The sequence below is a fragment of the Desulfotignum balticum DSM 7044 genome (assembly GCF_000421285.1).
Classification (GTDB): domain Bacteria; phylum Desulfobacterota; class Desulfobacteria; order Desulfobacterales; family Desulfobacteraceae; genus Desulfotignum; species Desulfotignum balticum.
In genome coordinates this window covers 4,568,289-4,587,374 of record NZ_ATWO01000001.1, presented here as the reverse complement: position 1 = coordinate 4,587,374, position 19,086 = coordinate 4,568,289, and the positions used below count along the sequence as shown (strand labels likewise).

17 protein-coding genes are annotated in these 19,086 nt (G+C 56.5%); 7 read left to right on the top strand and 10 right to left on the bottom strand.

Features of this window, described 5'->3' with window-relative positions; genetic code table 11:
- Positions 1 to 4: 4 nt before the first annotated feature.
- From phnK to phnG, 5 genes are read right to left on the bottom strand one after another with little or no spacing between them, the layout of a single operon-like run.
- Positions 5 to 796, bottom strand: a complete 792-nt coding sequence (gene phnK, locus K365_RS0122885) for a phosphonate C-P lyase system protein PhnK (protein WP_024336478.1) — start codon at positions 794 to 796, stop codon at positions 5 to 7.
- Positions 793 to 1,632, bottom strand: a complete 840-nt coding sequence (locus K365_RS0122880; RefSeq protein WP_024336477.1) for an alpha-D-ribose 1-methylphosphonate 5-phosphate C-P-lyase PhnJ — start codon at positions 1,630 to 1,632, stop codon at positions 793 to 795. The genes phnK and K365_RS0122880 overlap by 4 nt, the downstream gene beginning before the upstream one ends.
- On the bottom strand, positions 1,629 to 2,747 hold the full coding sequence (locus tag K365_RS0122875) for a carbon-phosphorus lyase complex subunit (protein ID WP_024336476.1): 1,119 nt from the start codon (positions 2,745 to 2,747) through the stop codon (positions 1,629 to 1,631). The genes K365_RS0122880 and K365_RS0122875 overlap by 4 nt, the downstream gene beginning before the upstream one ends.
- A complete protein-coding gene (gene phnH / locus K365_RS0122870; RefSeq protein ID WP_245569249.1) occupies positions 2,747 to 3,334 on the bottom strand; it encodes a phosphonate C-P lyase system protein PhnH in 588 nt (195 codons plus the stop codon). Before phnH ends, K365_RS0122875 begins: the two co-directional genes overlap by 1 nt.
- A gap of 5 nt (positions 3,335 to 3,339) precedes the next feature.
- The gene (gene phnG, locus K365_RS0122865) at positions 3,340 to 3,780 is read right to left on the bottom strand and encodes a phosphonate C-P lyase system protein PhnG (protein WP_024336474.1); all 441 of its coding nucleotides are present in this window, start codon (positions 3,778 to 3,780) and stop codon (positions 3,340 to 3,342) included.
- A 179-nt stretch (positions 3,781 to 3,959) separates the two neighbouring features.
- Here phnG and htpX point away from each other — a divergent pair, with 179 nt between their 5' ends.
- The gene (gene htpX, locus K365_RS0122860) at positions 3,960 to 4,889 is read left to right on the top strand and encodes a zinc metalloprotease HtpX (protein ID WP_024336473.1); all 930 of its coding nucleotides are present in this window, start codon (positions 3,960 to 3,962) and stop codon (positions 4,887 to 4,889) included.
- Between the two features lie 158 nt (positions 4,890 to 5,047).
- Complete coding sequence (locus K365_RS0122855) at positions 5,048 to 6,103, top strand: potassium channel family protein (protein WP_024336472.1); 1,056 nt, start codon at positions 5,048 to 5,050, stop codon at positions 6,101 to 6,103.
- Positions 6,104 to 6,123: 20 nt separating this feature from the next.
- Here the strand turns inward: K365_RS0122855 and K365_RS0122850 are convergent, their stop codons facing one another.
- Entirely contained in the window at positions 6,124 to 6,615 is a 492-nt protein-coding gene (locus tag K365_RS0122850; protein WP_024336471.1) for a DUF3124 domain-containing protein, read from the bottom strand.
- Between the two features lie 162 nt (positions 6,616 to 6,777).
- Here K365_RS0122850 and nfo point away from each other — a divergent pair, with 162 nt between their 5' ends.
- The 5 genes from nfo to K365_RS0122825 all read left to right on the top strand — a co-directional run bounded on the left by nfo (position 6,778) and on the right by K365_RS0122825 (position 11,904).
- Complete coding sequence (nfo, locus tag K365_RS0122845) at positions 6,778 to 7,620, top strand: deoxyribonuclease IV (protein ID WP_024336470.1); 843 nt, start codon at positions 6,778 to 6,780, stop codon at positions 7,618 to 7,620.
- Positions 7,621 to 7,721: 101 nt separating this feature from the next.
- A complete protein-coding gene (asd, locus tag K365_RS0122840) occupies positions 7,722 to 8,828 on the top strand; it encodes an aspartate-semialdehyde dehydrogenase (RefSeq protein WP_024336469.1) in 1,107 nt (368 codons plus the stop codon).
- A 56-nt stretch (positions 8,829 to 8,884) separates the two neighbouring features.
- Complete coding sequence (locus tag K365_RS0122835) at positions 8,885 to 10,582, top strand: TrkH family potassium uptake protein (RefSeq protein WP_024336468.1); 1,698 nt, start codon at positions 8,885 to 8,887, stop codon at positions 10,580 to 10,582.
- Positions 10,583 to 10,598: 16 nt separating this feature from the next.
- Positions 10,599 to 11,258 (top strand): potassium channel family protein, encoded by a 660-nt coding sequence (locus K365_RS0122830; protein WP_024336467.1) that lies wholly within the window; start codon positions 10,599 to 10,601, stop codon positions 11,256 to 11,258.
- A 1-nt stretch (position 11,259) separates the two neighbouring features.
- On the top strand, positions 11,260 to 11,904 hold the full coding sequence (locus K365_RS0122825; RefSeq protein WP_024336466.1) for a hypothetical protein: 645 nt from the start codon (positions 11,260 to 11,262) through the stop codon (positions 11,902 to 11,904).
- 27 nt (positions 11,905 to 11,931) lie between these two features.
- On the opposite strand, the gene K365_RS0122820 is transcribed toward K365_RS0122825, so the two are convergent.
- From K365_RS0122820 to K365_RS0122805, 4 genes are all read right to left on the bottom strand, one after another.
- Positions 11,932 to 13,176 carry an MFS transporter gene (locus K365_RS0122820; RefSeq protein ID WP_024336465.1) on the bottom strand — a complete coding sequence of 415 codons (1,245 nt, stop codon included), beginning with the start codon at positions 13,174 to 13,176 and terminating at the stop codon, positions 11,932 to 11,934.
- The gene (locus tag K365_RS0122815) at positions 13,173 to 15,989 is read right to left on the bottom strand and encodes a DUF1638 domain-containing protein (RefSeq protein ID WP_024336464.1); all 2,817 of its coding nucleotides are present in this window, start codon (positions 15,987 to 15,989) and stop codon (positions 13,173 to 13,175) included. The genes K365_RS0122820 and K365_RS0122815 overlap by 4 nt, the downstream gene beginning before the upstream one ends.
- 373 nt (positions 15,990 to 16,362) lie before the next feature.
- Positions 16,363 to 17,568 (bottom strand): NAD(P)/FAD-dependent oxidoreductase, encoded by a 1,206-nt coding sequence (locus K365_RS0122810; protein ID WP_024336463.1) that lies wholly within the window; start codon positions 17,566 to 17,568, stop codon positions 16,363 to 16,365.
- Positions 17,569 to 17,628: 60 nt separating this feature from the next.
- Complete coding sequence (locus K365_RS0122805) at positions 17,629 to 19,047, bottom strand: trimethylamine methyltransferase family protein (RefSeq protein WP_024336462.1); 1,419 nt, start codon at positions 19,045 to 19,047, stop codon at positions 17,629 to 17,631.
- Positions 19,048 to 19,086: the final 39 nt, after the last annotated feature.

The window sequence follows — 19,086 nt, the reverse complement described above, 5'->3', positions numbered from 1 at the left end:
TCTTTCATGGTTTGAGTACAGAGGATACCAGCAGTTGGGTATAGGGCTCCCTGGGATCATCCAGGATCTGGTCGCTGAGTCCGGATTCCACGATCTCCCCCTGCTTCATCACGTACAGCCGGTGGCACAGCAGCCGGGCCACGGCCAGGTCATGGGTGACCAGGATCATGGACAGGTTCAGGCTGAACACCAGTTTGCGCAATACATCGATCAGCCGGGCCTGGACGGATACATCCAGCCCGGAAGTGGGTTCGTCCATGAGCAGGATTTCAGGGGCCGTCACCAGGTTGGCCGCGATCTGGAGCCGCTGCTGCATGCCCCCGGAAAAGGTGGACGGCAGATCATTGATGCGCCCGGGGTCGATCTCCACTTTGTCCAGCCACATCAATGCCGCTTCCCGGATCTTTCCATAATGGCGGGTGCCGGCGGCCATGAGTTTTTCCCCGATGTTGCCCCCTGCACTGATGTGCATTTTCAGGCCCTGGGCCGCATGCTGGGTCACATACCCGGTCCTTGTCCGGATGATCCGGCGCATTCTTGCTTCATCGCACCGGCACAGGTCCTCCATGCCCTCAGGGGTTCTGAACCAGACCGATCCGTTGGACGGCCGGATTCGGCCGGCAATGCAGTTGAGGAGCGTGGATTTGCCGGACCCGGATTCTCCCACCACGCCGATCACTTCTCCGGGGCAGACCTCGAAACTGATGTCATGACATCCCATGTGCCGGCCGAAGAATTTGCACAGGTGTGCCACTTTCAGCAGGGGCGGGGGGCTGAGATCGGCGGCAGACGTCATGGCCGGGACCTCCCGGCGTTTTTCCGGCAGAATTCCGTGTCTGAACAGATCAACACCCGGGTGCCGTTGTCATCCGTGATGATTTCATCCAGAAAGCTCTGGGTGGACCCGCACACGGCACAGGCCCCTTCCCATTGTTCCAGTTCAAAAGGATAGTCCTCAAAATCCAGGCTCACCACGTCGGTGTAAGGGGGGACGGCATAGATGCGTTTTTCCCGGCCCGCGCCGAACAGAAGAACAGCCGGGGACCGGTGCAGTTTGGGATTGTCGTATTTGGGAATGGGAGAGGGACTCATCAGATAGCGATGATGGACCCGCACCGGGTAGTCAAAGGCCGTGGCAATGCGGCCGAACCGGGCGATATCTTCATACAGTTTGACATGCATGCTGCCGTATTCCTCGTATCCATGCATTTTCAGGGTCTGGGGTCGTTTGGGTTCGATGAACTGCAACGGTTCCGGGATGGGAACCTGGAACACCATGATCTGTCCTTGTTTCAGCGGGGTTTCCGGTATCCGGTGCCGGGTCTGGATAATGGTGGCCGTTTCCGTGTCTTCCGTGACGGCGATCCCCGCGGTTTTCCGAAAAAAATGTTTGATGCTGATGGCGTTGACCGTGTCATCGGATCCCTGGTCGATCACTTTGAGCCGGTCGTCCGGACCGATCACCGAAGCCGTCAGCTGGATACCGCCCGTGCCCCACCCATAGGGCAACGGCATCTCCCGGCCCCCGAACGGCACCTGGAAACCAGGGATGGCCAGGGCCTTCAGGATGGCCCGGCGGATCATTTTTTTGGACTGTTCGTCCAGGTAGGCGAAGTTGTAGGATACCGTCATCCGTCCTCTCCTTGGGTCGGCGCCGGGTCATTGCCGCGGCTGCGGATAAACACCAGTTCCGACTGAAAATCCACGTAATGGGGCAGTTTGAGATGCTGGACAAACCCGGAGGATTCCACGCTGTCGCAGTGGGACAGGATAAATTCCGGGTCCTGGGCCGGGTATGCCGCTTTGCCCGTGTCGGCATCCGCGGTTTCATCATTGGAGGAAAGCGAGCGGTCCAAAAGGGACATGGACATGGCTTTGCGTTCATTCTGGCCGAACACCAGGCCGTACCCCGTGTCAAATCCGGCAGCTTTGTTGTGGGCATCATCCTGACGGCTGACCATGACACATTCCGTGAGCCGGATGCGGCCGATACAGATCTCGAATCCCAGTTCCGGCGGGGTGAAACAGACCGTGGCAACGCCCACCTTCAATTCTCCCAGAAACGGGTGCCGGTCCAGGCCGAACCCCCGCTGCAGTGAATAAGCCGAACCCAGCAGGAACCCCTCGTCCCCCCGGGCCAGGGCCTGGAGCCGCAAGGTCCTGGACACGGGAAATGCCAGGGGCTGCCGGGTCAGGTCTTTTTCGGTTTCCCGGCCGGGTTCCGGGTAAAAGGGGGACGGGTCATCAGGAACCAGTCCCTGTGTTTTCAGGATATCCATGACCCGGGGCAGTTTGTCCGGCAAAGAGGGCATGGGGTGATCCGGCCCGGTTCCATTCTCATCAGGGGCCGGGCCGGTTTCGATGAGCCGGTGAGTATAGTCGTAAGTGGGACCTAAAATCTGGCCGCCCGGGATATCCTTGTAAATGCCGGAAACCCGGCGGAAAGCGGTCATCTCCGTGGTGTCTACCGGCCGGCTGGTGCCGAACCGTTTCAGGGTGGTGCGGAAGGCCCGCACCAGGAACACGGCTTCGGTCAGATCCCCCTGGGCCTGCTGAATGGCCATGGCTGCGGCCGTTTCATCGTATAAAGACCCTTCCGCCATGACCCGGTCCACGCCCAGTCCCAGCTGATGCCTGATCTGATCCGTGGACAGTTCAGGCACCCGGGTGTCCCCCCGGCGTTTTTTCGCCACCAGCCGCTGGGAGTGTTTGACGGCTTTTTCACCGCCTTTGACCGCCACATACATCAGGAAATTTCCGTTTGCGTGGTTCGGGGCAGGGCGCAGAACCGGTCTTTGTGGACAAGGATCATATCAATGCCCGTGGGTTCGGCCTGGTTGATCCGGGTCCGGTGTTCCCAGAAATCCGGGGCAATGCCCGTGAAGGTCAGGCCGGCCTGTGTCGGGATGCCGGGGCCGGTGAGCCGCAAATGATCCCCTTCAGCCATGCCGTGCGTCTGGATCACCAGGGTGGTGGACCGGTCCGGAGAGATCACCGTGCCCGGGTTGAACCGGTTCAGGTCAATGGCAGGGGAGGGGTCTGTGATCAGGGCGAATGCAGCGTCAAACGGATCAAAGGTAACGGGGGCACCCGTGTGAAATTTCAGCCATTGGACTTCGGAAGAATCCGGTGCCAGATCGGTCCAGAAAGGGGTTTCAAAATCCATGAGTGTGAGCAGCAGGGCCCCGGAGCATGGGTGGATCCGGTCCGGGCAGGCCAGGGTGATGCCCGGACCTGAGATGGTGCCGGGATACGCCATGGCATTGAGCAGGTGCCGGAACACGGCCTGGCTGTCAAACACTTCGGAATCAAATCCTTTCATCAGCGGGGTCATGGCGGTCATTCTCCGCGGGTCAGGGTGAAAAATTCAACCGTAGTGTCTGCCACGTCTCTGGCCAGGGCCTGGCGTTTCTGACTTTCTTTGGTTTCCAGATTCCGGATCAGGGTGGTCATCAGGGGGTCATGAAATGCCGGGACCTGGAGCAGGGCATCAAACAGGGCTGCCAGGCGGGCATGGTCAGGATCACTGCCCGGGACCATGGCATAGCCCTGGACCTGGTCCATGACCTGGACCATGCACCGGGTGACGGTCATCTCTCCGATGCAAAACGGGGTGCCGGTCCCGTCCGTCTTGCCCTGAACCATGACCATCCCGGTTTCAGGCTTGATCAGAAAGGTACTGCCAACGGGTTGTTCCAGGCCTTCAAATGCTTTTTGGAGGTCCTGCACCTCTGCTTCCGCCAGCAGCTGCATCCAATGTTGTCTGGTAGTTTGTGTCATGGAAAGCGATTTTACCTGTTTTTATGTGAGAAAATAATTAACCGGATGTTAAACTCGGGTTAAAATCAAGAAAACAAGAGTTGCAAACCACTGGGATCCTCTTGATTTCAGGAGGATGGGTCTTATTATTCGGTTTAAAATGAGGTTGACACAAACTTAAGATTCTTACGAGGAGACTTATGGGAAACCATATTAAAACCGTTTTTCTGCTGACCGCCATGACCGGGCTGTTCCTGGTGCTGGGCTATGCCCTGGGCGGGCAGTCCGGCATGGTGATCGCCCTGATCATCGCTTTGGTCATGAACTTTTTTTCCTACTGGCAGTCCCATACCATTGTATTGAAAATGTACCGGGCCCAGCCCGTGGACCGGTCCCAGGCACCGGGGCTGCATGATACCGTGGCAAGACTGGCCCAGCGGGCCGGACTGCCCATGCCAAAACTGTACGTGATTCCCCAGGAGGCCCCTAACGCGTTTGCCACGGGCCGGGATCCGGAGCACGGGGTGGTGGCGGTCACTGAAGGACTGCTGCGACTGATGAATCAGGAAGAGCTGGAAGGGGTCCTGGCCCATGAACTGGGTCATATCAAGAACCGGGATATCCTGATCTCCACCATTGTGGCGACCCTGGCCGGGGCCATCATGTTTGTGGCATCCATGGCAAGGTTTTCCGCGTTTTTCGGGGGCAGGGACAATGAGGAAGGGGGCCTGGGATTTGTGGGCGTGATGGTCATGTCCATTCTGGCGCCCATGGCGGCCATGGTGGTGCAGATGGCTGTCTCCCGGTCCAGGGAGTACCTGGCCGATGCCACGGCCGCCCAGGTCACGGGCCGGCCCCAGGGACTGGCTTCGGCTCTGAACAAACTGGGAGAATATACCCGACGGGGTGCTGCCGTGAATGCCAATCCTTCCACGGCCCACATGTTCATTGTGAATCCCTTGTCCGGCCGGCAGTTCGCCAGTCTGTTCTCCACGCACCCGCCTCTGGAAGAGCGGATCAGGCGGCTGACCGGAGCCGGGCCATCCAGTGGTGCCGGACCCCGGGAATCACAGGGCCGGAAACCCTCCATGACCGAGCAGAGCCGGAAGTTCTGGGATTCTTTGTCCTGACACCCCGGGTTCTTTTTTTTGAAGATTTCTGAAATCCGGATCTTAAAAAAAATTCAGCCGGTGATTGCTGCATCAACTGCTTGACTCCTGCGGTGCCACCCTTTATGGTAATGAAACCTGAAATCAACCGGTATCATGAACCGAATGGAGGAGTTAAAATGAATCTGCTGAAAAAGGTCAAGGGGTTCCGCCGGCAGATGCGCACGGAATATCCCTTTGGCTGGTCCATTGTCATGGGCAGTATTTTCATTTTTCTGGTGATCCTGTTTGGTACATCCGGCTACATGTTGCTGGAAGGATGGAGTTTCATCGAAAGTGTGTACATGGTGATCATCACTCTTTCCACGGTGGGATTCATGGAAGTGAAGCCCTTGTCCGACATCGCCCGGATTATGACCATGCTGGTGATTTTCGGGGGTGTGGGTGCGTTTTTTTATCTGGGCGGATCTTTAGCCCAGATGCTTGTGGAAGGAAAGTTTCAAAATATTCTCGGGAGGCGCAGGGTGCAGAAAATCATCGATGAACTTACCGGTCACTATATCGTCTGCGGGTACGGCAGAATCGGCCGGGTGGTGGTACAGGGAATCAAAAATGAGGGGTTTGACGTGGTGGTGATTGAAAAAAACCCGGCAGCGCTGGCGCAGTTGGAGCATCAAAAGACGCTGTTCATTCCCGGGGATGCTACGATGGATGAGATCCTTCTTTCAGCAGGACTGGAAAAAGCAAAATGCCTGATTACGGTCCTGGCTGAAGATGCGGCCAATGTGTTTGTGACCCTGACTTCCCGGCAGTTGAACCCGGATATCACCATCGTCGCCCGTACGGACAATGAATCCCATGTTCCCCGGTTGAAGCAGGCCGGAGCGGAACGGGTTTTCATGCCTTATAACATCGGGGGACTGAGTCTGGTTCAAAGTGTTTTAAGACCGACAGCCACCAGCCTGATGGACTTGGCCATCCGGAGGGATATCAAGCTTCAGCTGGAGGAACTGCCCATTTCAGATCGTTCCGAACTGGCCGGAAAGCAGGTGAAGGATTCCGGAATTCGCCCCCGATTTGACATTCTCATTGTCGGAATCAAAAAAATTTCCGGTGAGATGGTGTTCAACCCGGGTCCGGAAACGGTGATCGAAGCCGGGGATCTGCTCATTGCTTTAGGAAACCCGGAAAATCTGCAAAAATTGCAGAAAGTGTCTGATCCGGATGCAGGCTGACAATTTATTGTCGTGGCTGTCTATTTTTCTTTGATCACCTGCCCCCGGGAGGTAAAGGAGATGCCCTGCTGGGTCTGGGCGCCGATCATCACGGTTTCGATGATGGGCGGGGATACGGATTTGGCTGTTTCCCATTCCACCAGAAAACTGGCCCCGGATCCCCCGGTCTTGTCTGATTCATGGACCACAAAGCGGGTGGCGGACATCTTTTCCAGGGTCACGGGCTGTTTCAGGTATTCTTCCAGACGCGTTCCTTCAGAATTGAAATACGATACTTTTGTTACGACAATCGCATCATCCGGATCCGTGTTCCGGATGCTCAGGGTCACGGCCAGCAGAAACGGCCGCTCCCTGTCACCGATGTAGATATGGGAGTAGACCGGGGCATAGACCACCTGGCCCCGGGACAGGGGAACGGTGTTTCCGTCTCCGGCAGCGGCAGTTGCCATTGTCAGGCTGACCAGGAGGATGATATAAATTATTGAACGAAAAATATGAATCGGCAGTGCCATTTTAGATCCTTTTTTTCTGCCTGATCGGTTGCCGGAGTGTGTGGACAATCCGGCCGAATCAGTGAGTGAAAAAACAATTTACCCAAAGGGGATTATGCCATAAACTATGGCACCGAAAGAATTCATTGTCAACAATGGCGACCATGACGGGAGACACAAAAAATGAAATATATCGGTGCCCATGTCAGTATCAGCGGCGGCGTGGAAAACGCGCCCGCCAATGCGGCAAAGATCGGAGCAAAAGCCTTTGCCATGTTCACCAGAAACCAGCGGCGATGGTCTTCCCCTCCCCTGACCGAAAAAAATATCACCGGATTCAGGGAGAAGTGCCGTCAGCACGGGTTTGATTCAACGGTCATTCTTCCCCATGACAGTTATCTGATCAATCTGGGACATCCGGATCCGGCCGGGCTGGACAAATCACGCGCCGCTTTTTTCGAGGAAATGGGTCGGTGTGAACAGCTGGGGCTTTGTTATCTGAATTTTCATCCGGGCAGCCATTTGAACAAACTCTCACCGGAACAGTGCCTGGACCGCATCGCCCAATCCATCAATCTGGCCCTGGACCGGACCACGGGTGTCACGGCGGTGATTGAGAATACCGCCGGCCAGGGCACCAACTTAGGATACGGGTTCGATCACCTGGCCCGGATCATCGAGCAGGTCACCGATAAAACCCGGGTGGGGGTCTGCCTGGATACCTGCCACCTGCACGGGGCCGGGTATGATATCCGAACCGCTGCCGCATTCGAGAAAACCATGGATGAATTTGACCGGATTGTGGGGATTGGGTTTCTCAAGGCCCTGCACCTGAACGACTCCAAAAAAGATTTCAACTCCCGGGTGGACCGGCACGCGAGTATCGGCAAAGGCGAACTGGGCATGACCCCGTTTGAGTTTATCATGAACGATGCCCGGTTTGACAACATGCCCCTGGTGCTGGAAACCCCGGATGACTCTTTGTGGGAAGCGGAAATCAGGCTGCTGTACAATCTGATTCCGTAGTGAAACAAAATTTTTTTAAATTATATCAATTCAGGGCTGGTATCCGGCTTGAAAAGCGGATATAAAAAAAGTTTCATCAATTTTTTTTGGAGGAAAGGAAAATGAAAAAAACAGGACTGGTGGGATGGCGGGGCATGGTGGGTTCCGTGCTCATGGACCGGATGATGGCACAAAACGATTTTGAAAAGATCACCCCGGTTTTTTTCACCACCTCCCAGGCCGGACAAAAAGCCCCGGATGTGGGAAAAGAGGCCCCGCCCCTGATCGATGCCCATGATATCGACACGCTCATGGAAATGGAGATCATCATCTCCTGCCAGGGGGGCGGTTATACGGAAGCCGTGCGGCCGAAACTGGCCAAAAACGGGTGGAACGGATTCTGGATCGATGCGGCCTCCACCCTGCGCATGGCTGATGACAGCATCATTGTGCTGGATCCCGTGAACCGGAAAGTGATCGATGAGGCCCTGGACCGGGGTATTAAAAACTATATCGGCGGCAACTGCACCGTGTCTTTGATGCTCATGGCTTTGGGCGGGCTGTTTGAAAATGATGTGGTGGAATGGCTCACATCCATGACCTACCAGGCGGCTTCAGGGGCCGGTGCCAAAAACATGACCGAACTGGTGGCCCAGATGCGGGCCATCGGGGATGCGGCCGCCCCGATTCTGGATGATCCGGCTTCAGCCATCCTGGATCTGGATAAAAAGGTCACAGATACGCTTCGCTCCGAGGCCTTTCCCACGGCCAACTGGGGGGTACCCCTGGGGGCCAGCCTGATCCCCTGGATCGACCGGGCCATGGAAAACGGCCAGACCCGGGAAGAGTGGAAAGGGTTTGTGGAAACCAACAAGATCCTGGGCCGGTCCGATCTTCCCGTGCCCATTGACGGCCAGTGCGTGCGCATCGGATCCATGCGGTGTCACAGCCAGGCATTCACCATCAAATTGAAAAAAGAGGTGCCCCTGGCGGAGATCGAAGCCATGCTGGCCGCCAACAACGACTGGGTCAAGGTGATTCCCAACACCAAGGATCAGACCGTCACCGAACTGACCCCGGCGGCGGTCACGGGGACTCTGACCGTGCCCGTGGGACGAATCCGCAAAATGACGCTGGGACAAGACTATCTCACGGCGTTTTCTGTGGGGGATCAGCTGCTCTGGGGTGCGGCTGAACCGTTGCGCCGGATTCTCAATATTATATTGTAAGTGAAAAGCAGGGGCCGGATCTTGCGGTCCGGTCCCTGCATCACTGAGAAGCACAGATGATGACACGCACATCCATGACGCGGATCAGCATGCAGGCCTTTATACTGGCCATGTCGTTTCTGCCGGTGCTTGCCTTGTTTGCCGAAACCGGTCATATCAGCACAGTCCCATTCTGGCGGCTGATATTTACCGGGGCAGCGTCAATCTTTATATTCTCATGTGCACTGACACTGTTTTGCAAACCCATTGCCGGCAAATTTCTGGGAGTGGCAGGGGCTTTGGGAGGGTATATCTCTGCATGGCCCCATATCATGACCAGTCCATATTTCGCATTGACTGCAACGGTTTTACTGATCAGCATCATATTCATGCTGGCGGACTTTGAGATTCAGGGACCTTTCATCCGGAAAACACGGGTTGAGACCCAGAAACCGGTCTGGGACATTTTTCTCAGCCATCCGGCCCGGGTCCTGGTGGTGACCTTTCTGGGGCTGTGTGCCATGGGAACCTTACTGCTGCTGCTTCCGATAGCAGCACAAGACAGGACCGTCGGATTTGTGGATGCGGCTTTTACGGCAGTGAGTGCGGTCTGTGTCACGGGGTTGATCGTTTTGGATACCCCCAATGATTTTACCGAATACGGCCAGTTTTTTATCCTGGTTCTGATCCAGCTGGGGGGGCTGGGCATCATGGGTATCACCACGGTTGGGCTGCACACCATGGGCAGGCGGCTCAGCCTTACCCATGAACGGGTGCTGGCCTCCATGGCGGATACCAATCACAAAGATCTGGTGCAGTCACTGGTTACCATCCTTAAGTTTACCTTTGCTGCCGAGAGCCTGGGGGCGGTTTTGCTGACCTTTATGTTTTATACGGCCGGTGATACGGGTTCCCAGGCGGTGTGGCGGGGCATTTTTACGGCCGTGTCCGCGTTCTGCAACGCCGGGTTCGCTCTTCAGAGCGACAGCCTGATGTCCTGGCACACCACACCTGCGGTACTGCATATCGTGGCAACCCTGATTATTTTCGGGGGTATGGCACCGGCCACCACTCTGGTGATCCCGAAATGGCTGGCCGGCCGGCAGGTGCCGATCCCGGCCCGCATCGCTTTGATCGCCAGTATTGTGCTGCTTTTTCTGGGCACGGTGTTCATCATGGCCTTTGAATGGGGAGGGGTTCTGGCAGGGTTGTCATTTTCAGATAAAATCCAGAATGCCTGGTTTCAATCCGTCACGTTGCGCACCGCCGGGTTCAATTCTCTGGATATTGCCGGCATTGCCCATCCCACTTTTCTGCTCATGCTTGTTTTCATGTTCATCGGCGGCAGCCCGGGCGGAACGGCCGGCGGGGTAAAAACCACCACCATCGGTATCCTGGCCATGACCTTTTTTGCCAATATCACCAACCGCAGGGAGGTGGTCCTGCAGAACAGACGGATCCGTGCCGTCACTGTCTTCCGGGCGGTGACCATTGTTGGGGCCGGTCTTTTGCTGTGGTTTGGTGTGGTGTTGATGCTGGAGGTGACCCAGCCCCAGATACGGGTGAAAGATCTTATTTTTGAAGCCACTTCAGCCCTGGGCACGGTGGGTCTTTCCACCGGCGCCACCGGGCTTCTGGATGAGATCGGAAAAATTATCATCATCATTGCCATGTTCTGCGGACGTATCGGTCCGGTGACCTTGTTCATGCTGCTAAGCGACCCCCAGGCTTCGTCATCATCACGATGCCCGGATGCCAAAATTTTTTTGACTTAAAAAAAGGAACCATGCCATGTCCCAGCAAATTCTGATCATCGGACTCGGCCATTTTGGAATGTCCCTTGCCCGGACCCTGTCGGAAAGAGGTGCCGAGGTACTGGCCGTGGATATCAATAAAGCGCTGGTGGAAGAAGCGGCTGACTTTGTTACCGAGGCCATTGTGCTGGATGCCACGGATGAAACGGAGCTGGCAGGACTTGAACCGGGAAAAAGGGATTCCGCTGTCTGCGCCATCGGGGATGATTCCAAGGAAGCTTCCATTATCTGTACGGTACTGCTCAGACAGATGGGAGCCCCGCTGGTCATTTCCCGGGCCAATGACAAAATGCATCAGCGGATTTTGAAACTGGTGGGGGCCCACCAGATTGTCAATCCGGAACAGGAATTTGGAAAGCGGTTTGCCAACCGGCTGCTGTACCGGCATGTCATTGCCGACACCAATCTGGGGGAAGACCTGCACTTAACCGAGATCTGCATCCAGCCGTCCATGGTGGGCAAAACCCTGGTCGACCTGGCCCTGCCCAAACGCTTCGGCATCATGGTGGTGGGCATCAGAAGGGGCCCCCGGGGAAAAATTCATCAGCCCCAGCCAAAAGACCCGCTGCAAAAAGATGACAATCTCATCATTGTTTCCAGTGAATCCGCCATTCCCAAACTCATTAAAGGAGTGTGACATGCGGCTTGCACAGACAGTCAGGCTGGGGGCATGGATTCTGATCGGATTGAATCTGTTGATGGCATTCGGGTCTATCTGGGTGTTTATCCGGATGGCCCCGGCCATCGAGGTGATCATAGAACAGAATGAGCGGTCTCTTCAGGCATGTGAGACAATGCTGGCCTCCCTGGCAATGGCGGACAACCCTGAAATGGATATCACCCGGTTACAGGCATCGTTTGCCGCGGCCTTGAAGAATGCCCAGAACAATATTACAGAAAAAGATGAACCTGCGGCGCTGGATGCCATTGACCAGGATTATGCCGGTGCGTTCAAAAAAGATGCAGCAGCCAGGACCCGCACTGTGGAGGCGATTCTCCGGCTGGGTGAAATTAACAGAGACGCCATGGTGAGGGCCGATAAAAAAGCCCGTCAGCTGGGGAATGCCGGTGCCTGGGGGGTTGTTTTCATGGCATCTTTAGTTTTTTTGACGGGCATGCTGTTTTTACGCGCCCTGAAAAAAAACCTGGTCATGCCCCTGGAAGAGATCGATACCGTATTAACGGCCCATCAAAGGGGAGATACCCTGAGGCGCTGCACGGGCCCCCGCCTGCCAAAAGATGTCCGGCGGGTTTTCAATAATGTGAATGCGTTTCTGGATTGACGGGGTCGGTTCATTCAGGGTCAGCATTCAGCGACTGCCCCCGGTTTTCAGGCACAGCATCAGGACAAAGGCCACCGCGGCAATCAGTATCAAAGCGGTAAATGCGGCCGTGTAGTTCAAGAACCGGTCGAACATCAGGCCGGTGACAAAAGGCCCCAGGGCCCCGCCCGTGGTACCGAAGCACACCACAATGCCGAACAGGCCGCCGTGGGACCGGATGCCGAACAGCTCCGCCACAATGGGGGAGATGGCCGTGAAAAATCCGCCGTGGGCAATGCCGTAAATAAAGGCGAAGGCATACAGCTCCCACAGGGTATCGGCCCGGGTCAGCCAGATCAGGGCCGTGAGGAGCAGAATAAAACTGATCACCATGATGCGCTTGCTGCCGGTGCGGTCGATGAGCAGGCCTCCGGCAAACCGCCCGGCCATGGACACGGCCCCGATGGTGGCCAGGATCCCGGCAGCCCAATGGGGAGAGATGCCCATGTCCCTGGCATAAGGGACAATATGGAGCATGATGCTCATCAGGCAGAACACCACCAGCAGATTGGACAGGCACAGGAGCCACAGTTTTGGAGATTTCAGGGCCTGTGAATAGTCAATGCCGGCGGTCTGGCGAGGCCGGAGCACGGGATCTGAAAACGTGGGAACCGGAACGGCCGGTCCGGTTTGACCGGCATCGTATATATCCGGATCCCGGTACAGAAATCGGGCAATGATCATGAGCAGGGCAAAAGCGCAGATGCCCAGGATAATAAAGGCGGTCTGAAATCCGGTGGCGGCAATGAGCAGACTGGCCAGGATCGGAACAGTGAACTGGCCGGCACCCGTGCCCACCTTGACGATGCCCGTCATTTTTCCCCGGTTCAACGCAAACCACCGGGCAATAGTGCTCAAAGCAATGACATCCACGGCAGACAATCCAATGCCGAACACCAGGCCGAACACCAGGTACAACTGGAGCAATGTGGCAACCTGGGACATCAGGGCGAACCCCAGGCCTAAAAAGACGGCGGCGACACGCATGATCATCCGGGGCCCGAACCGGTCGTTGAGCCGGCCCACCAGGATGCCGAACAGACCGGCAAAGAAAAACGCAGTGGATGAAGCCCCGGAAATGGCGGCCCGGGACCAGCCAAACGCATCCATCAAAGGATTGAAAAATACCCCAAAAGAGATATAAGTACCGATCCCGACCGCCTGGACACTGAAACAGGCTGCTATAATGGTTCGGCTGTAACTGTCCCGGCTTTTCCCGGGCCCGGACCTCATGCCGGGATCGCTTTTTGGATCACCCGGTCCGGCCGGCCCGCGAGGGTGGCCTGGATCACCCGCTCCATGAAGATGGGATCACCGGATGCGGTTTTCGGGGCAGTGTCTTTGATGGACAGGGTCACGGTCCGGCAGGAGGTGCCGGCGGCCCGGCCTGAATCCCGGACTTTCTCTACCAGGGTGTCTCTGGCAAAGGCATCGGCTGCGTCAAAATCCTTGAACTGACGGGTCCCGGAAATCCCTTCCACCATGAATCCGCCCTGGTGGCCCGGGGTGATGCGGATCTGTCGGTGAACCATCACATCCGAGGTGATGGCACCGATGGCATTGGCCACATCCGCGTCTGTCGGCAGGATTGCTTTTGCACCCAGGGCCCGGGCCGCATCCGGCAGAAAAAACTTGATGGGGGCGCCGATGCCGATCACGGGCCGCTTCAATTGGATATTCACTTGAAAATCCGGACTGCCGCCGGCCATCAGGTTGTTGATCAATGCCTGGCACACGGGGCAGGAAGTCAATCCATCCGGATCGATCTCATCATCTAACTGCCGTTTGAGCAGCTCCAGGGTCAGGCGCCGGATTCCTTTTTCCATGAGCAGATGGATCATCTTTTCCATGTCCATGCCGGCCAGAAAAGCCATGAATCCACAATATGTTTTTGCAGCTTTTCGGTTCCACCGGGTAAATTTTTTCTGGATATGCAGCAGATCCGTGAAGGTCAGGCCGCACCGCTGGATGGCAAAGCGTTCCTCCAGCCGAGCCAGGGGTAACCCGGCATCCGTGAGGACCCCGGTTTGGGTGACCAGTTCTTCAATGGAATAGGGGCGCTGAGTCACCATAGACATCACCTTTTCTTCCATGGAGGAGAGAAGAGACAGGTTCACTGATCCGGTGGCAGTGATGACCTGCATTTTTTTTGTGGCCGTGGTGAATCGGTTCAGGTTGTGTTTGATAAAATCTAAGGCCGCATCCGTTCCGGGCCGGTGGTCGGCCAGCCAGGCAATGGGCGCCACCCGGCCCGGCCCGATTGAAAATTCCCCTTTTTCAAAAGCGATCAAGGAGTCACCCCCCAATCCCGTGGTGCGGATGTCCAAAGCCTGGACATGGGTCCGGCGGCCCCCGACCTTGGAGCCTTTTTCATTGAGGCGCACCTGGTTGTTTTTCAACGCAGCCGTGTCTGTGGTGGTGCCGCCCATGTCCACCACCAGGGCATCGGTTCTGCCGGTAAGATGCCGGGCCCCGGCCACGGAAGCGGCCGGTCCCGACAGAATGGTTTCCACGGGCCGTTTTTTGGCCATGGCCGCATCCATCAGGGTGCCGTCCCCTTTGACCACCACAATGGGGGCGGCGATATCAAACCGTTCCAGAACCTGTTCCAGGTCAGCCAGCAGATGGGTGAGCCGGGGGATGATCCGGGCGTTGAGCATGGCCGTGACGGCCCGGGTTTCAAAATTCAACGTATCGGACAGTTCATGCCCGCAGCTGACAAACAGACCGGTGTGGTCCTGGAGAATCTGTTTCACGGCCAGTTCATGGGCCGGGTTCACAGCCCCGGCATAGCCGGATACGGCAAAGGCGGTCACGTTCTGACGGCGGATCATGTCATCGGCGATCTGCCGGATCTGGTCCGGATCCACGGGGGCCTTTTCCCGGCCGGCAATGTCCAGCCTGCCTTTGATCACGGCTTTGGGGGAATAGGCAATGGTGTGTTCATCCAGACCCGGTGGCGGCATCAGGAGCATGCCCACGGTCTGGCCCTCATTTTCCACAATGGCGTTGGTGGCCAGGGTGGTGGACAGGGCCACCAGCGACACTTCCGCCAGCGGGTCCGGGTCCAGCTGAGTGAGCGCGTTCTCAATGCCGATGGTGAAATCCCACTTGGTGGTCAGGGCCTTGGCCTTGCACAGGGTTGAACGGTTCTCCAGATCATATACCACGGCATCTGTGTAAGTGCCGCCGGCATCGATGCCCAGGCCGGTTTTGATTTTCAGACCCAGGTCTGTGTCCGGACAGTCAGACGGGACCACACATTCGGTTTCCGGTGCGGCACCGCCGGCACCCGGGTCCCACACGGGACTGGCAGTGAGCGTGGATCCCACCGGATCAAACGCAATGGTATGACCGGGAGGGACCACCAGAATCCCGGAGGTGGATTTAGTGGCGGTCAGCATCTGGCGGATTAGTCCCTGGTCTCCTTTGATCCGTTCAAACCGCCATCCGTATTCATCGGCCATATCTTTTGCCATCTGCTCGTATCTGGCGGCCTGGCCGGACCGGGTTTCAATGAATGCGGCCCGCTGGTAGTTTTTCTGCCAGGAGTTGAGAAACGCAAAGGTCTGGTCAGCCGCTGCCCGGCCATGGGCGTTTTTCACATCTTCATACACCAGCTGGCGGTTGCCGAACCAGGCCCGGCCCCGGCGCCGGGATACGGGTTCTGCTTTTTCCTCACACCAGCCGGCAGACAGATAATAGGTACCGGGATATTTTTTAAACTGTGCCTGATAAGCGGCATCTCCTCCCAGAAACAAAGAGATACAGTCGTGGACTTTGGGGATCACCAGGGTGACATTCCGGGAATTCAGTCCCACCGTGCCTTTGCCGCAGACCCCGTACCCGATGATGATCCGGTCCGCATCCCCCTTGACGTCGATCTGATCCACGGCTTTTTGAACCTGAGTGTTGAGTTTGTGGGGATTCTCGTGCAGTCCGGCTTCCAGAAATTTATATTCCGGTGCCAGGTCCATTTCCCGGGCCACCTCTTTAATATCTCTGGCCAGCACGGCGCAGGATATGACATAGATCTTTTTTTTCACAATGGATTCCTCAGGGTTGTTCGTTTATCATCCAACCCTTTAAAATAAGCCGCTGTTCAACTATGTGTCAACTGTTTTTCACAGCAGAAATTGGACCCGTGCCGTGGGGCTCCTGCAGGTCTCACCCTCTGCCTTGTTTGACAGGGAGTAAGGGCATGCTGCGCTGAACTGCAAAAACTGCGGGCAGGTATGTCCTCAAACAGTTTGCAGTTCTTGACGCTTCGCATGCCCAACTCCCTGTAGCAAACGCGTCAGAATGGGATTCGACCCGCAGAAACCCCACGGCACTAGCCGTTGTAAGAAATGGTGAATACCGGGCCGGTGACTTTTTGTACAGCGGCAGCCCCGGGCGGACTCATGCGAAACTGAGGTATTATTTCAAAAAAGAATCCCCTTTTTCAAAATCCCCTTCCGCAAACCGGGTGTACCGCAGGGGGTTGTCTTTGTTGTCCAGTTTTCCCGTGACCAGGTCGGCGATCCGCTGGCCGGCGCCGGGGGAGAGCATGACCCCGGCCCAGTATCCGCAGTTGAGATAAAATCCCTTAACGGTGCCGGCAGGACCGATCAATGGTTTGTCATCCGGGGTATATACATACTGGCCCGCGGACACGTTGACATCGTCGGCTCTCAGGTTGTCGGACACCTTTTCCAGAAAAGGGTTGAGCCGGGAAACGCGATGGATCGATTCCGCAGCAAAATCCCAGTCCGTGGGCAGTTCATCCGAAGGCGAGGATTCCGGTTCATCCGGGTCCACCCAGGCGCACAAAAGACCGCCGGCTTCCGGGCGCCAGTATCCGTGGTTCACCAGGTCCACGGTAAAGGGGGCGGAAGCCGGCAAATCCGGGTGATCGGTTTTTATATAGGCTTTCTGGCGCCGGACCGTGCGGACCGGCAGATCCAGGCCTGCCATTTTGCCGATGATCCCGGCATAGGGGCCGGCGCAGTTCACCACCACCCGGGTAAAGATGGTGCCTTTATCCGTATCCACGGCACATACCCCGTGACTGTCGGTCTGAATGGCCGTCACTTCGGTTTTCAAGAAAAACTGCGCATCCCCGGCCCCTTTGGCAAATCCATAGGTGGCCTCATGGGTGGACAGCCATCCGTCCCGTTCATTAAAGGTCGCCCCTAACGCTTCGGGTGCCAGAAACGGAAACCGTTTGTGCAGATCATCGGTACCGATGTATTCCGCATCGGTCACACCATTGGCATGGAACCGGTCCACGGCTTTTTTCAGGTCCGGCAGCTGGGCTTTATCGTCTGTAACAAACAGATATCCCCGCTGGGTCACATGAATATCGATGTGGGGCAGGCCCACCACGTCTTTAAAATTTTCAAACATGTCCACACTGGTCAGGGCCAGGTCGGCCATGGGTTTTTCCGTGAACTGGGTTCTGAAGCACTCGGCACTGGCCGCCGTGGTCAGGCTGGACAGGGCATCGCGTTTTTCCACCAGAAGGGTGCTCAGGCCGGCTCTGGACAGCCAGAAGGCCGTGGCGGCCCCGACAATCCCGCCGCCGATGACCACAGCATCCGCAGTGATGGTGCCAAATTGTTTTGGTATGGTGATCTCACTCATGATGTTTTTCCTTATGTTTGTGTGTCAGAATTCTGCAGGTGTTTCATGCGTTGCTGGCTGTTATTTGTTGCGGATCTTTTCCATGTATCTGTCCAGATCTTTTTGAATGCCCGGATCCATGTCCGGGGCCTGAAAACCGGCCAGAATCTCCTTGTATTTGGCATTGGCCTGCTGGTCCATGGACAGACTGCCTTTGGCCGTCCAGGCATCGAAGTTGCGGCGTTCTTCCATCAACGGCCCATACAGCTCGGATCTGAAATACTTGAATGTGTGGCGGTGGGTCAGATATTCTCCGCCGGGGCCCACCTGGTCGATGACATCCAGCGCCAGTTTTTCGGCGGTGATCTCTTCCCCTTTTTTGATGCGGCGGCACATGCCCATCATTTCCGCATCGATCATAAATTTTTCATAGGACGCCGTCATATACCCTTCCAGGATGCCGGCGGCGTGCAGCACAAAATTGATGCCCGAAAGACACGCCATCTGCAGGCTCATCATGGATTCGAAACCGGCCTGGGCATCCACGGTCTTGGCATCGGTCAAGGCGCCGCCGCCCCGGGACGGCAGGTCATAGAATCGGCCCATCTGGGCCGTGGCCGCCGTGTTCACGGCCATCTCCGGGGCCCCGATGCTCAAGGTGCCGTAATGCATGGCCGTGGCAGAGGAAGAGCCGGCAAAGATCACGGGCGCGCCTTCTCTCACCAGCTGGGCCAGGCAGATGCCGGCCAGCACTTCCGCGTTCTGGACCACCAGGGTCCCTTCCATGGTCACGGGCGTGGTGGCACCGGCAATGGACAGAGAGGAGATCAGCTGGGGCATGGCAGCCTCGGCATAGGCCATGATGCCGGCGCACATTTTGTCATCAAACCCCAGGGGGGTCAGGCTGGTGAGAATGGAGACAAAGGGCGGCTTTTTTGCCATCTCTTCTCTGGAGCCGAACACCATGGAAGCCATGTCCAGGGTCTGCACCGCGTCCGGCCCGTTGGTACCGGCCCCCATGAACGGTTTGTCCGACAGGGTCATGGCAGCGTAAATTCGCTCCGCGTTCCGGATTTCCACGGGGATGTCGTTGGGTTCCACCATCATGCCGCCGGTGATGTCAAAATAAGGAATGGCACAGGCCAGTTTGGCAAAGTTCTTGAAATCCTCCAGGGTGCCGGGCCGCCGGCCATGATCCAGGCAGTTGACAAACGGAGATCCATAGCAGGGCATGAATGCGATATTGTCCCCGCCGATCACCACATTTTTTTCCGGGTTTCTGGCATACAGCGTAAACTGGGACGGGGCTTTCTTGATCTGTTCTTCGATGAACTGCCGGGTGAAAAAAACCCGGACCCCATCCACTTTGCAGCCGGCTTTTTTAAACAGGTCCAGGGCAGGTTCATACTTGAAGTTCATGCCGGTTTTTTCCAGCACGGTCATGGTGGCGTCGTGGATCTGTTCGGTTTCCTCTGACGTGAAATATTCAAAAAAAGCCATAAAATATCCTTACACAGTAAAGGTTGATAAATGATTAAA